Below are 13,795 nucleotides of genomic sequence, written 5' to 3'. Positions count from 1 at the left end.
ACAGACGCAATCTCGTCGTCGCTCAACAGAGGAATGATCAGGCTCGATGCCGCCTCCCGTTGCCCGGTGACGCGAAATGCGTGCTGGCGCGCGCCGTACTCCGGCCTTCAGCGGAACGGTCTCTATGGCGTGTCCTTTCCAATGGACCTTCGCCAATTTTTGGAGGCCGGTCGAGCTTCCGCAATGCGTATTCGCGGGTTGTTCCAAGCAGGTAGTAGTCGTCTTTCTCGCCACCGGGCGTCCTGATGACCAGGCACTTCGATACCAGGCCTGCTATGGCTTCCGTAACGTCTCCTTTCGACACCCTGTCGACGGCAGCGACAGTTTGCGCATGGTCAAGGTGGAAGTGCCCTGAAATCTTCGCGAGTTTGTGCAGCACGACTCTCTCGAGTTCGCCGAGTAGCTGGTAGCTCCAGTCGAGCATGCCCAGAAGCGTCCGCTGACGCGCGGGTGCGGTCCGACGTCCTCCTATGAGTGTCCGGAAAGGGTCATCCGCCACTTCACACGCCAGTTGTCGCATGCCAAAAACCCTCGCTCTAGACGCCGCCAATTCGAGGGCCAGGGGAAGGCCATCGAGTTGGCGGCAGACCGATCCGATCATATCGACATTCTCCGGCTCTTTCGTCAGGTCGCTGGTCCACGACGCGGCAAATGCGAGAAACGTTTCGACCGACGGGCAAGCCAGAATCTCTCTGTGAGTGGCATCGACACCGGGAGTAGCGAGTGGCGCGACCCAATGTAACGTCTCGTTGCGACTCCGGAGCGCTTCGCGGCTGGTGGCCAAAACCCGGAGATTTGCGCTTGCCTGAACCAGTCGTTCAGTCAGCCTCGCCGCCTCTTCGAGCATGTGTTCACAGTTGTCCAATACCAAAAGTATCCGGCGATCGGCAACGGCGCCGAGCAGCTTCGGCAGCAGGAGCAGTTCGTCGAAAGGTTCGATGCCGAACGCTTCCGCAGCGGCATTTAGCACCTGCTCACGGCGAAGTACGGGGGCAAGAGACAGGAAACAGACGTCGACGCGACCGTTTGCCCTCATTGATTGAGCCGCCTCGATCGCAAGGTGCGTCTTTCCTGCGCCGCCAGGTCCGAGTAGCGTCACGACCGGCGTGTCCTGCAACGCACTTGTAATCTCGCCGATTTCATTTTCGCGGCCGATTAACGGCGTATAACAAATGGGGAGTGGCTCAAACTCGATTGACGGCGACGTAGAGGGTATTGCTGAGTTCTTGCTCTGATGCACGCTAGTGTCGTCGTCCAGCGGGACTAGACGATAACCTCGCCGCGGAACGGTCTGGATTGCACGGCCGTCGGCGCCGAGTTGTTTTCTGAGCGCGGACAAATGGACGTGAATGTTGCCTTCCTCAACGACGAGGTCTGGCCACACATGCGACATTATTTGGTTTTTGGTAACGATTTTGCCTCGCGCCTGAATCAGCACCTCGAGCATGTCGAATGCACGTGCGCCGATCCGAAGGCGGTGGCCATTCTGAAAGGCCTCCCGTGTTTCAAGTGAGACGCTGGTACGGCCGATCTTTTCCATACTGAAGACACCCCAGGCAACCTGATCGAGGAACGCAACTTGCAGGAGGCTCATTAGCATTATCCGTTTCCGGGTTGCACAACGGAGTCAGGAGAACGACCGCGACACCCCCACGGTATCGCACGCACGGAATTCGCACCAGACCTACAAACAGGTGTTCGTCTTTGCCACCCGTATGGTCGGGTTATATCCAGGTATCAAAGAGAGCAAGCGCCTGGCGTTCTAGTATTGGAGTGGTCGACGGGCAGGGCGAACCGGCCAATACTCGATCGCGGTTTCCCGCACCCCGCGCAACCGGCTGGCCACCGGGAACGTTCATATCACCTCTGGCGACGAGCTTGACAGACGCCTGATGACATATCGGTCGGCGTGGTTTCATGCGCCGTCACCATTCGGTCACGCGCGCATGTTCCCATGTATTACGTTCCATTACCGGCTACCTCGCAAATGCCGGTGCCCCTGCCTTCCCGTCCCGCATATACGTTTCAGGAGACGAACATGTCAAGCATTCGACCTGCTTACGCAGTAAGCCGCATTTTCACGCGCACGGCGCTAGCGCTCACCGCACTCTGTTTCGCGACCGGGGGTGCCTACGCGCAAACCTCGGCGAAGCCAGTAGTCACGCCGGGTTTTAGCCTGAGCGTGTTCGCGGTGGGTTCCGGTGGGTTGATGAGCGCACCGGACTCACTGGCCGTGCTTGATGGTCACGTTTGGGTCGGCTACGCAAACAACGGCGCGCCGGACGGCTCGAATGGCGCGATGAGCGTGCTTGTTGAATACGCGCAAGACGGCAGTGTCATGAAAACTTTCCAGGTCGCGGGACACAACGATGGCCTGAAGGTCAATCCGTACACGCGTGAGATCTGGGCGATGCAGAATGAGGATGCGAGTCCAAACCTCGTCATCATCAATCCCGCGACCGGCCAGGCATCCAAACCGTATTCGTTCGGCAAGACGCTGCATGGCGGCGGTTACGATGACATCGTATTCAAGGACGGCCAGGCCTATTTCAGTGCGTCCAATCCCACTCTAAATGCTAGTGGCAAGAATACGGGGCCTGCGATTGTCCGCGTTCTGCACCTTGATGCGAACACATACACGGTCGACGTCACGCCGGTAATGCGCGGCTCATTGGACGCCAGCGACATTCCGTTTGGCACGGTGGCAACCCTCAGTCTGACCGATCCGGATTCGATGACGCTGACGCCGTCGGGCGATGTACTGCTCGATGATCAGGGCGATGGTCAGCTCGTTCTGTTGCGCTCCTCGGGCGATGAACCGCGAGTGCAATATCTGCCGCTTCTCGGCAACGTGCAGGTTGACGACACGGTATTTGCCACTGCACGACGGGGCTACCTGCTGGTGTCCGATACGAAGGCGAATACGGTGTACAAGATCAGTGCCAATGTCTGGCAGCGTGATGCTGCGTTCTCCGCGTCAACGGGCGTAGCCGCTTCGGGTAGCACGCCGGCGGTGCCGGGTTACGTCGGCCAACTTGATTTGCGTAGCGGAGCACTCCTTCCGTTGGTAACCAATCTGGCCAGTCCGCACGGTATGGTCTTCGTGCCGACAGACGACCAGCAGTAACGATCGTGCGTTGATTGCTGAATGATGTGGTCGCAGTAAGTACACGCTCGCGCCGACCGACTGGCCGCCGCGAGCGTGCTTACATTCAAGGCGTCCTGGTGTTCAAATCTACTCGTCAGCATTCTCCAGGCCTTCAAGTCTCCTCCGTAGTTCGGTTATGACGTTGAGGGCCGTTTGAATATCTTCAATGGGTATTCCATCTGAAAGCTTGTTGACCTGCGGGACGTACAGACGGATCGCGGCGTCGAACGTCTGCGATCCCTTGTCCGTCAACACGACGAGTTGCGCACGGCGGTGATACGGGTTGGGCTGGAATATGACGAGCCCTTCCTTCTCCAGATCGTTGACGATGCGCTGCACGTTCTGGCGGTTGGCTCCCAGGTCGCGCGCAAGCCAGGCAACCGGCTGCGGACGGTCTGCCGCCGCAATGGCCCCCAGAATCTGCCAGCGAGCGCTGGTTATCCCAAGCGGCGCGACGAGCCGGTCGCCCCACGCCAAAGTCAGGTTGTTGGCCCGAAACATGCCGAGGATAAGGTCGGTTAGCGCGACCCCGGTCGGGGTTTGCCTGGTTTTCCGCATTTTGACACCATATTTTCAATCTGAATCAATATAGCATAATTGACATCGTGATGTCAATGAGTCAAGCTTCATGCCGTCACCCACTAACGACAGGAGCCCATCATGTCACTAATGCGTCCCCTCGATCCAGCCTTCCCGATCGAACGTCAAATCGCACTCGAAGCCTCGCCCGTCGTCCTCGTGAATGTATTCACGCTAGACAAGGCTGACGAGCAGGTTTTCCTTCAGGCGTGGCAAGACGATGCCGCCATCATGAAGCAGCAGCCGGGGTTCATCTCGACCCAGTTGCATCGTGCGCTCGGCGAGAGCCCAACGTATCTCAACTACGCCGTCTGGGAATCGAACGCGCATTTCCGGGCCGCGTTTGCGCATCCGGAGTTCAGGGCAAGACTCTCGGCCTATCCATCCTCGGCGGTTGCCAGTCCGCATCTGTTTCAGAAGGTCGCAGTGCCAGGCATTTGCGTGGCGTAGTTGTGAGGTCGGCGAGCGCTTGAAGTCGTCAAGTTCCGAATCAAGCGAAAAGAGGATGCGAGCGGACCCATAAGCACCAGTGCTTTCAGGCGCGGCTCGATTGGCGGACGCCAACCCGCTGGCATCCTGGACCGTGGACTCGACACTGCAGCATGAAACGGTTGTGACTCTGCGAGAGCAGACAACGTGACGCAAGCCAGAATCACCGCAAGGATGGTGTGGCGCATCGGATCGCTGCTCCGGTCGCGGTACGGTCAGCGGAAAACGGAGCTTATCAATCTGTGCAGCGGCGGTGGCAGTGTGATCACCTAGGCCAGAATTGCCTTTACCGGATGATCCTTGAGCCGACAGAGAAACAGTGACACGGCACCCACGTCGTAGATGTCCGGGCATCTCCCTCCGATTGCCGCACCGTGTCGTTGCATAAGTCCATCAGCAGTCGGCCATCGACCTTGGCGAGCCTGAAAATGTGTTCATCGAGCTTGCGCCAATTGTTGTCCGGAATATTATGAGGAATTGCGAGCATCATCACCACAGCTTTATGTTTTGCGTAGGTTTTGACAATCGAAGACACTGTTCCAGTACGACTGTCAAACGCCGGTAATCGCGACGCTTACCGGCATCAGAGGTCGCATGATCGACGATTCGCTTACAGTCCGTAATGTGCGGTTGAGCGCCCGCCAGCGCTGGATGATTTTTGTCGCGAGCACCGGGGGCGCGCTTGAGGTATTCGATTTCGCCGTCTACGGCTTTTTCGCACAGAGCATCGGCCGCGAATTTTTCCCGGCGCGAATGGGCGTGCCGCCAGAGACATTGTCGTTCGCGGTCCTGGCCGTCGGTTACACGTCGAGGCTCGTGGGCGGCACGTTCCTCGGCCGGTTGGGTGACAAGTACGGCCGGCGCGTTGTTTTCACCTCGTCGGCAATGATCGCGGCGGTGTCGACCTTGCTCATCGGAATACTTCCATCATACGAATCGCTGGGCATTGCGGCGCCGGCGCTCCTGGTTTTGCTGCGACTCACACAGGGTTTGTGCCTGGGCGGTGAATTACCCGGAGCTGTCATCTATGCCGTTGAAACAGCGCACGCGAAACCCGGGGTCTTATGTGGCGTTGTATTTCTCGCTGTCAATATCGCGCTGATACTTGCCACTAGCATCAATCTCGGTGTGCAGGTGTTTTTCACACCAGAGCACGTTCGCGCATTCGGCTGGCGGATCGGGTTTCTGGTCGGCGGTCTGCTTGGCCTGCTGAGTTTCGCAGTGCGGCGCACGTTAGTGGAAACCGACGAATATGCCACGACAATTGGGATCCGGCATCAGGAGCCACTTACTATTCTGTTTCGCAATCATGTTGCGGCCGTTCTGACAGGCATCGCTGCGGCGTCACTGGTGGGCGCATCAAGTGGCCTCTTCGTGGCGCACATGCCAGTCTATCTTCAGACGCTTCACTATGACCCACAGAAGATTGCCCACGCCCAGACGGTGTATGTGGCCACCATCTCGGCCTGCATCCTCACCACTGCATATTTGGGCGATCTGTTGTCGCGGCGTTTCGTCTTCATGTTGGGGACCGTACTGTCAGTGCTGTTCGCCCCTTTCTTTTACGTTGCGGTGACCCGTCATCAGGCCAACTTGCCCCTGCTGTTTCTGATGGCCGGTGTCGTCGCTTCGTTTGCAAATGGCACTTACGCATGTGCGATTGCGGAAATGTTTCCCGTCGACGTGCGATTCAGCGGCCTCGCCACCGCCATGAATATCGGTCTGGCCGTGCCGATGGCAATGGCGCCGCTCGCCGCAAGCATTCTTGCATCCAGAACGCACTGGACATTTGCACCCGCGCTTGTCATGGTGCTTTGCGCGACGTTTGCGTTCGTTGCGTCATTTCAGATGAAGCGTCGCCGCCGGGAGGCCGTGGACTTCAAAATGGGCAATGAGTCGCTGTTGCAGGAGCGCAAATGAACCCTCAGGGATTCGTCAGGATTGGAGATATCGAACTCGATATCCAACGCTACGAATTGCGTCGGGCTGGACAGCAGATCCGTCTCGAGCGCCTGCCGATGGAGTTGCTGATCCTGATGGCGTCCCGCGACGGACAACTCGTGACGCGAGCAGACATCGTCAGGGCGTTATGGGGTGGCAACGCTTTTCGCGAAACGGACAACAGCATTAATACAGCAATTAGAAAAATCCGGATTGCGCTAGATGAAAATCCCGACCACCCGTTGTATCTGACTACAGTCAAGGGGAAGGGTTATCGCCTGAACGGTACGCGGACGTCCTCCGAGGAGCCTCTGCATATTCCCGCAGAAGCGGTTCGCGTGCTGGTCCTGCCTTTCGAAAACAAGACCGGCGATTCAAGCGAAGACAGTCTCTGCGACGCGCTTGCAGATGAGACCTCCGCCAACATCGGGGTGCTTAATCCCGAGCGGATCCTGGTCATTGCGAGGACAACAGCCGCCGGGTATCGGCGGGTGAATAAGAGCATCGCGGAGATCGCGCTAGAGCTGTCCGTCGACTATGTGCTGGAAGGTTCGTTGACGCAGGACGCGGGAAGGGTTCGTATCCTGGCGCACCTGATCCGCTGTGTCGATCAGGTGCAGATATGGAGCCGCGCGCACGAACCGATGACACGAGGCGCACTGGATATCCAGAAAGAGGTCGGAACCGCCCTTGCTCAGGAAGTATCGCCGGCGCTCGCGCAACAGCAGCACATGCTCGCAAGGCGTCTGCCGGTCGATCCGCTGGCGCACGATGCCTACCTGCGTGGCCGGTACTATTGGACTCGACGCGTTCATTTCGATGCGGGGTTCGCTGCACATCATGCCTTAAATGACGAGGACTTCATTCGCGCGCGGAGCTATTTCGAGCGTGCTGTCGATCGGGACCCGACCTACGCGCTCGGCTATGTCGGCTTGTCGAATATCTTCGGCTCGACCGCAACGCATGGGTTCTACGCGCCCTCGCAGGGCTACCCTAAAGCACGCGAGTCGGCACTTCGCGCTCTGGAACTCGACGCTAATCTTCCGGAGGCTCACCAGGCGCTTGCAGGCGTGCACTACTTCTACGACTGGGACTGGCGCCGTGCGGAAGCCGAGTTTCTGAAGGCATTGCGGCTCAACCCGAGCCATGCGGAAACCAGCCGCCTGTACGGACGACTTCTGCTGGTGCTCGGGCGAGAAGCGGAGGGGCGGGCGCAGTTCGAGCTCGCCGAGAGTGTGGATCCGCTGGGATTCGAAGGTTCGCGCGTATTTGGTCTCATACAGTCGGGGAGGTACGAAGAGGTGATCCGCGAGTTTCACGATACCGGGCACGGGAATAGATCGCCGCTGATTTACCAGTTGCTGGCTACTGCATTCGAAGTGCGGGGGCGGTATGAAGAGGCAATCGAAGCGACCGTCGATGCGTTGACCCGGTGCAGCGAATTTGCTCGAGCGGCGTCGATTCGAGCGATCTGGGACTCTGGTGGCTATCAGAGGGTTCTACAGTGGTATCTGCAGGATTTACACGCAAGGAGCCGAAAGCGCTATACATCACCGCTCCTGTTTGCGGAATTGCACGCACGTCTCGCGCAACCGGACGAAATGTTTCACTGGCTCGAGGCGGCGGTTGCCGAGCGCTCGCCTCGATTATGTGAACTGCGCACTAACCCGTGGTTCCAGCACTATCGGTCGATGGGACGGTTCCGAAAAGTCGAAAAGCGTATTGGTTACTGACCGGGAGGTCTTGGCAAAGCCAGAAAGTAACCAGTGTATGCGGCTCGTCGACCTGGTTCTTCATTGGCCGTGGTAGAGGTCGCTCCACATGCGGCTTTGTTCTCCGCTTTGCTGTGAGCGAACGAGGTCCTGGTAAACCTGTTGTCGCGAGAGTTTTGCTGCGGATCCCGCTTCGCCTGTCGACGAGCTGATTGTGCCGCCGACGTCTTGAGCGGCAGTTGGGGTTGCAGACTGCACCGGGTTGTCTTGCGCCCAGGCTTGTCCAAGAAAGAGGGCGACGGCGCACGTCGCCACGAGTCGAAGTGTTTTCATGTTGACTGACTCCAGCAAAGTAATGCGGACACGGTCAACAGACGGTTGGCCGCAATGGCGGTTTCGAACGACTTCGCCCGCGGCGTCCCGTTCGTAGCGCTTGCCTGATGTTGCGATCGGACCGCAGAAATCACTATCGACGCAATATGAAGAAATCGTTAACTTGCGAGCCCGCGCACACGCGAGGCGGTAAGTTCGCGGCGCACTTGCGCAGCAAATCCAGAGCACTCATGGCTGGTGGGCGAGCCCGACACGATAGTGTGGAAACAAGGTCGCGCGCCCACTGGCTGGGCGTGTCGCCGATCGCCGCCTCCCGCGGAGATCGGGCGCTGTACGGATTGAAGACTCGCGCCGCCCGAAAAAGCGCTCACATTACGCCGCAAAAAAGCCTCGCGGTGTCGCCTGGAATCTTTGTCGACCCCAACCTATAACGGATTACGCAACGCAATCGTCGAGCGTGCGTGCGAGTTCGCCTCGCCATATCGAATCGACCCGCTAACCAGGAGATGGGCATGGCCAGCAATCGTGTAACAGTGTTGTCGGCAGTATTGGTGTTGCTCTGCAGTGGCGGCACAGCCTATGCCGAGAGCGAGTGCTCAAACGCAACCTTAAGGGGAACTTACGGGTTTAGCGTGCATGGCGAGCTTCTTGGGTTGCTGGATACCCAGGGTCTACATCGCTATACGACTGCGAGCATCATCGATGGCGTCGCCCTGCAGAAATTTGATGGCGCGGGCCACTTTGCGCGTACCGATTTTCTTACCGTCAACGGCGCCCCGCGAGCGGCACAGACCGAGTTCAACCCCAATCAAACCGGCACCTACACGGTGAGCGCGGATTGCACCGGTTCAATGCACATGGTCTACGACAGCGGCGCTGTGCTCGACGCACGAATTGTCGTCGCTGACGAGGGAAAAGTTGTCAAAGGCATTCTGGATGCTGAGACCGTCCCTTCGTCTGACCCGGCCGCTGACGGCACCCAGTGTTCTGCAAATTGTGTTCTGGGTGTGCAAGTAAGCCTCGATGGCAGAAAGGTCGAAGGGCGATGACTGCCAACGTCAACCGTTCAACATCGCCACCTTCATCCTCAACAACTTCGCGCTCTGCTCAAGACTGCCGGCTGCTGCCGATGATACGCAATGTCTTCAGATTGATTGGCAACACCGGGATCGTGAGATCCATCCCGCTGACAAAGCCCACTACAAAGATCGTTCCGGCGGCGGCTGCATTGAGCTGAAATGCCCGCATAGAAAACCTCCGAAATTCCAATCGCGAGGAGGACATCCTAACAAGGCGTGGACGCTATAATTCACCGCAGAAACATAACATTGCTGCGCATGGTGCATTAATGAACAGTATCGAAGCCGACCAGACTGAAGCCTTCCTCGCGATGCTTGAAACCGGCAGTTTCTCCGCGGCCGGACGTCGCCTTGGTAGAGATGGTTCAGTTGTATCGAGACGCGTCGCTGCACTGGAAATGCACCTTGGCATTCGCCTTTAGCCCGCAAAGACGGGTGCGTTAAGCGTATCGTTATGTGTCCACCACAGGAGTGTACGAAATGCTTGTCCATATTTTTCGGGGACCCGGTCGCGTGTTCGGCTTTACGGCAGACGAAACGGCGGCGAACCTGCCGGCAAAGTTCGCTCCTTGGGTTTCATTTAGGTCAGTGGAGTTGAGCCGCGACAAACCGACCCCAGGTGTTGACCCGGGATCGTGTCTGGACGACATCGAGAATTATGGGTTTCATATCACCGATGCTCACGTTCGCATTGCTGACAAGTTGGTTTGATGTCGTCTTGTGCGTGCGAGGTACCCTCGTTTCGATCTGGATGGGACACTCAACAAACCGCAAATGAGTGTCTTCTCCTGGCAATATCGAAGGGCAGGTCAAGGTCCGGAAACGAGCCTCGGACTCCCCCCGCCAGATCGACGACAATCCGGCAGACTCCGCGAGTAGCGAAACTTCAGGCGTAATCGATGTGCATTGAGGTCAGCGGAACAGAAGGCTACGCCGAGCATGCGCAGTCGCTTGTCAAGCGATGGCAGAACATCTCGTTTGCCGACCAACACAAACCGGTCCTGCATCTGATACCCGAGGTTCCGTCGAGAATTCTCGACGTTGGTTCGGGAGTGGGGGTGGACGCGGCCGCGTTCGCGGCAATGGGGCACACCGTCGTCGCGGTTGAACCCGTCGACCCACTGCGCGCTGCCGGAATCGAGTTGCATCCGTCGTCGCGGGTTGAATGGGTCGATGACAGCCTCCCCGATCTTGCCGTCCTGCTTTCAAGGAAGGAAACATTTGACGTAGTTATGCTCACCGCCGTGTGGATGCATCTTGACGAGGAACAGCGCCGTCGGGCGATGCCGAACGTAACTTCTCTTGTGAGCGAAGGGGGCGTGGTGATCATGTCCCTTCGACATGGGCCCGTGCCACCAGGCCGGCGCATGTTTGACGTTTCGGCGGAAGAAACCATTGAGCTCGCGCGCATCGAAGGCTTGCAGCCTGTGCTCATTCTCGGCACCGATTCCATTCAGCAAGTGAACCGCAACATGGGCGTGACCTGGACGCGATTAGCTTTTCGACCGGAATCAAATCCTGGGTCCGGATTCGACGTAGTAAATAAATCGCTAATGCGAACATAGTCCGCTCTTTTTGGTGCTATAGGGCGTCGCGATTCGAACCGCAGGTCTCAGCGTAAGCCTGTTGCCACCGCTGGCCCGCATCTCGCTTACAATAATATTCATGCGAGCATGCTTGTACGCGGCGGTCCCCGATGAATCCGCGACATTCATGCCCATCTGGTATCGGCACTGCTGCCGACGTCAAGAACTCCTCGGAGAAGGCAACATGACACGACTCATTGCTTTGCTTCTAGTTGCGGGTACCACTCTTCTCGCAGGCTGTAACACGATTGCTGGAGCCGGCGAGGACATATCGAAAGGTGGCCAGGCCATCCATAACTCGGCCGAACAAGCCAAATAGATGACACCAGCGCCGCGCGCCAGCTAAGGTCTGCTGCGCCAGGCGATGCTATCCCGTTCAACTTTCATATCGCCCAAGTAATTACGACGACATCGACCATCAGGGCACTGTCAGGTAATGGAGGCCGCTTGCGGACGGTCGAATACCGCTTTTGCACCATTTGGCGCATCGATGCGCCAGTGCAGGAAGTTTGGGCGGCAATCCATGATTCGGCGCGCTGGCCCGAGTGGTGGATTAACGTCGAGCGCGTGGACCAGCTGGAGGCGGGGTCCGAGCGGGGCGTGGGCGTCGTACAACGCTATACGTGGAAAGGCTGGTTGCCCTATCGACTCGTGTTCGATATGCGGGTGACGCGCGTCGATCCGTTGGTCGCGTTGGAGGGAGAAGCCAGTGGCGACGTCGAAGGCGCCGGCCGTTGGAGTTTTTCAACCGACGGGGGCAGCCTGACCGTGGTCCGCTATGACTGGTGCGTGCATACGAACCGCACGTGGATGAATGCATTGGCGCCGTTGTTGCGACCGGTTTTCCGATGGAACCACGATGCAGTGATGCGCGAAGGTGGCGCGGCGCTGGCGCGGCGGCTGGACGCGCGGCTCCGCGCTGACAACGGAAGCTGACGTTCCACGTTGCAAGAACTTCACGTCGGGCAAGCACCAGGCGCCGTTGTCTCTGCCAGGAAACAAACAGAGATCCCTCCGTCTATCGAATCTTGATGACGACCTTACCCTTTGCACGTCCTGTTTCGATGTAAGTCATAGCCTCTCGCGTTGATTCGAACGGGAAGATCCGATCGATCACAGGCCTTATCGCAGCTGCGTCGACGAGCTTGGCGATCTGCGCAAGTTGGTCTCCATCGGCACGCATGAAGAGGAATGAATAGCCGACGTCACGACGTCTCGCCGCCTTTCGGATGCGATAGCTTAGAAACCGTACCGCTGTTTTCAGGAACCAGGAGGCACCTATCTGCCTGGCAAAATCAGGATCGGGCGGACCGGCGATCCCGATGAGCTTGCCACCTGGCTTGAGCACGCGCAGCGATTTTTCGAGCGTATTTCCGCCCTGCGTATCCAGCACCACGTCGTAGTCTTTCAATACGGCGGCAAAGTCGTCTTTCTTGTAATCGATAACGATATCCGCACCGAGCTGCTTCATCAATCCGGCATTCGCGGCGCTTGCTGTCGTAGCGACGGTCGCGCCGAGGTGCTTCGCCAGTTGAATGGCAAAGGTGCCAACCCCGCCGGAGCCGGCGTGTATGAGCACCTTTTGCCCTTTCTTCAGTTGCGCTCGTTCGACCAGTGCCTGCCACGCAGTCAAGCCCACCAACGGAATTGAAGCCGCTTCTTCCATGCTGAGCGCTTTGGGCTTCAGGGCCACTGCGTCTTCCTTGATCGCGATAAATTCCGCGAAAGTGCCGATCCGATCTTTGGGCGGTCGCGCGTACACCTCGTCGCCCGGCTTGAAGCGCCGCACATGGGATCCGACGCGGACAATGACCCCAGCCAGGTCATTACCCAAAATCAGTGGCAAACGATAGGGCAAAATAAGCTTGAACTCTCCATCCCTGATCTTTGAATCGAGCGGGTTCACGCCAGCGGCGTGAATCTGGATCAATACGTCATCCTCACGAAGTTCCGGAACCGGCATATCGCCGGCTCGTGCGCCATGCTTGCGTCCATATCGATCGACGACGAATGCCTTCATCATGATGCGTTGTTCCTTGTCTGTTTCTCGTTGTGTGAAGTAGTACCGTCTACGTTGTGAGGCGCAGATCTTTGCGAATGCCGGCGTCCACGAGGCCCACAGGCGCAAATCTGCGTAGCAATCGCAGGCGGCCGGCGAGTCCTCCCGCGGCATAGCGGAGTTTCGGGCGAGCCGCGAGAGCGGCCTGCAGCACGGTCTCGGCCACGACCTCGGGACCGTCAGCGCCCTCGACCACGTCCTTGACTCGCTTATCTACGGCCGCGCGGACCTCGCGGTACGCGTCGAGGAGGGCATCGGGTGCCATGAAGTTCGCGTCGAACGGCGTCTTGATGTAGGCAGGCTCAATGACCGATACCCGGATGCCCAGCGTACGCAACTCGTGATCGAGCGACTCCGAGTAGCCCGCAACCGCGTGCTTGGTGGCGGAATACAGCGCCATATAGGGCATGGGCAGGAAACCCAGGACAGAGCCGATGTTGATGATGCGGCCACTGCCTTGTTGCCGCATATGAGGCAGCACGGCACGCGTCATGCGGACAATCCCAAAGAAATTCGTATCGAAGATCGCACGGGCCTGTTCAAGCGAACTTTCTTCGGCAGCGGCGGGGGCAACGCCGAAGCCAGCGTTGTTCACCAGCAGGTCGATGCGGCCGTTCAGGCGCAGTACTTCCTTCACGGCTGCTTCGACTGATGCATCGCTAGTCACGTCCAGCGGCAGCATCTTGAACGTCCGCTGACCGGCTTTTGCACCGCGCCGGCTGGTGCCGTAGACCTTGTACCCGGCCTGGGTAAGGCTGTTTGCCGTGGCTTCGCCGATACCCGACGAGGCGCCCGTCACGAGGGCTATGCCGCTTTTCATCATGTTCTTCCGGTAGTGAGGAATGTCTTAACGTGGTTAGTCGCGTGTT

At 58.3% G+C, this 13,795-nt stretch carries 16 protein-coding genes; 10 read left to right on the top strand and 6 right to left on the bottom strand.

Annotated elements, in window-relative coordinates:
* Positions 1–37 precede the first annotated feature (37 nt).
* Positions 38–1,594: a winged helix-turn-helix domain-containing protein gene (locus B0G76_RS31355; RefSeq protein ID WP_183082179.1), complete on the bottom strand. Its 1,557-nt coding sequence runs from the start codon at positions 1,592–1,594 to the stop codon at positions 38–40.
* A gap of 444 nt (positions 1,595–2,038) precedes the next feature.
* Here B0G76_RS31355 and B0G76_RS31350 point away from each other — a divergent pair, with 444 nt between their 5' ends.
* The gene (locus B0G76_RS31350) at positions 2,039–3,127 is read left to right on the top strand and encodes a hypothetical protein (protein WP_120295911.1); all 1,089 of its coding nucleotides are present in this window, start codon (positions 2,039–2,041) and stop codon (positions 3,125–3,127) included.
* A gap of 108 nt (positions 3,128–3,235) precedes the next feature.
* Here the strand turns inward: B0G76_RS31350 and B0G76_RS31345 are convergent, their stop codons facing one another.
* Positions 3,236–3,706, bottom strand: coding sequence for a MarR family winged helix-turn-helix transcriptional regulator (locus tag B0G76_RS31345; protein WP_120295910.1), 471 nt, complete (start codon positions 3,704–3,706; stop codon positions 3,236–3,238).
* 102 nt (positions 3,707–3,808) lie between these two features.
* Between B0G76_RS31345 and B0G76_RS31340 the strand changes: the two genes are divergently transcribed.
* From B0G76_RS31340 to B0G76_RS31325, 3 genes are all read left to right on the top strand, one after another.
* Positions 3,809–4,177 carry an antibiotic biosynthesis monooxygenase gene (locus B0G76_RS31340; protein WP_120295909.1) on the top strand — a complete coding sequence of 123 codons (369 nt, stop codon included), beginning with the start codon at positions 3,809–3,811 and terminating at the stop codon, positions 4,175–4,177.
* Positions 4,178–4,810: 633 nt separating this feature from the next.
* Positions 4,811–6,136: an MFS transporter gene (locus B0G76_RS31330; protein ID WP_120295907.1), complete on the top strand. Its 1,326-nt coding sequence runs from the start codon at positions 4,811–4,813 to the stop codon at positions 6,134–6,136.
* Entirely contained in the window at positions 6,133–7,890 is a 1,758-nt protein-coding gene (locus B0G76_RS31325) for a winged helix-turn-helix domain-containing protein (RefSeq protein ID WP_120295906.1), read from the top strand. The genes B0G76_RS31330 and B0G76_RS31325 overlap by 4 nt, the downstream gene beginning before the upstream one ends.
* A gap of 60 nt (positions 7,891–7,950) precedes the next feature.
* Here B0G76_RS31325 and B0G76_RS31320 read toward each other — a convergent pair whose 3' ends face one another.
* Entirely contained in the window at positions 7,951–8,202 is a 252-nt protein-coding gene (locus B0G76_RS31320; RefSeq protein ID WP_120295905.1) for a hypothetical protein, read from the bottom strand.
* A gap of 512 nt (positions 8,203–8,714) precedes the next feature.
* Here B0G76_RS31320 and B0G76_RS31315 point away from each other — a divergent pair.
* A complete protein-coding gene (locus B0G76_RS31315; protein ID WP_147394106.1) occupies positions 8,715–9,251 on the top strand; it encodes a hypothetical protein in 537 nt (178 codons plus the stop codon).
* Between the two features lie 58 nt (positions 9,252–9,309).
* Here B0G76_RS31315 and B0G76_RS43075 read toward each other — a convergent pair whose 3' ends face one another.
* Positions 9,310–9,450: a hypothetical protein gene (locus tag B0G76_RS43075; RefSeq protein ID WP_183082178.1), complete on the bottom strand. Its 141-nt coding sequence runs from the start codon at positions 9,448–9,450 to the stop codon at positions 9,310–9,312.
* 100 nt (positions 9,451–9,550) lie between these two features.
* On the opposite strand from B0G76_RS43075, the gene B0G76_RS31310 reads away from it, so the two are divergent.
* The 5 genes from B0G76_RS31310 (at position 9,551) to B0G76_RS31295 (ending at position 11,803) form a co-directional block, all read left to right on the top strand.
* Entirely contained in the window at positions 9,551–9,703 is a 153-nt protein-coding gene (locus B0G76_RS31310; RefSeq protein WP_120295903.1) for a LysR family transcriptional regulator, read from the top strand.
* A 58-nt stretch (positions 9,704–9,761) separates the two neighbouring features.
* Positions 9,762–9,992: a hypothetical protein gene (locus tag B0G76_RS42600; protein WP_147394105.1), complete on the top strand. Its 231-nt coding sequence runs from the start codon at positions 9,762–9,764 to the stop codon at positions 9,990–9,992.
* Positions 9,993–10,180: 188 nt separating this feature from the next.
* On the top strand, positions 10,181–10,846 hold the full coding sequence (locus B0G76_RS31305; protein ID WP_120295902.1) for a bifunctional 2-polyprenyl-6-hydroxyphenol methylase/3-demethylubiquinol 3-O-methyltransferase UbiG: 666 nt from the start codon (positions 10,181–10,183) through the stop codon (positions 10,844–10,846).
* Positions 10,847–11,051: 205 nt separating this feature from the next.
* Positions 11,052–11,186 carry an entericidin A/B family lipoprotein gene (locus B0G76_RS31300; RefSeq protein ID WP_120296938.1) on the top strand — a complete coding sequence of 45 codons (135 nt, stop codon included), beginning with the start codon at positions 11,052–11,054 and terminating at the stop codon, positions 11,184–11,186.
* A 128-nt stretch (positions 11,187–11,314) separates the two neighbouring features.
* Positions 11,315–11,803, top strand: coding sequence for an SRPBCC family protein (locus B0G76_RS31295; RefSeq protein WP_120295901.1), 489 nt, complete (start codon positions 11,315–11,317; stop codon positions 11,801–11,803).
* An 82-nt stretch (positions 11,804–11,885) separates the two neighbouring features.
* On the opposite strand, the gene B0G76_RS31290 is transcribed toward B0G76_RS31295, so the two are convergent.
* Both B0G76_RS31290 and B0G76_RS31285 read right to left on the bottom strand, forming a co-directional pair.
* Positions 11,886–12,887, bottom strand: coding sequence for an NADP-dependent oxidoreductase (locus tag B0G76_RS31290; protein ID WP_120296937.1), 1,002 nt, complete (start codon positions 12,885–12,887; stop codon positions 11,886–11,888).
* A 49-nt stretch (positions 12,888–12,936) separates the two neighbouring features.
* The gene (locus tag B0G76_RS31285) at positions 12,937–13,746 is read right to left on the bottom strand and encodes an oxidoreductase (protein WP_120296936.1); all 810 of its coding nucleotides are present in this window, start codon (positions 13,744–13,746) and stop codon (positions 12,937–12,939) included.
* Positions 13,747–13,795: the final 49 nt, after the last annotated feature.

It is taken from the genome of Paraburkholderia sp. BL23I1N1 (assembly GCF_003610295.1).
Classification (GTDB): Bacteria; Pseudomonadota; Gammaproteobacteria; order Burkholderiales; family Burkholderiaceae; genus Paraburkholderia.
The sequence above is the reverse complement of the archived record's forward strand: the minus strand, read 5'-3'. Positions and strand labels throughout refer to the sequence as shown.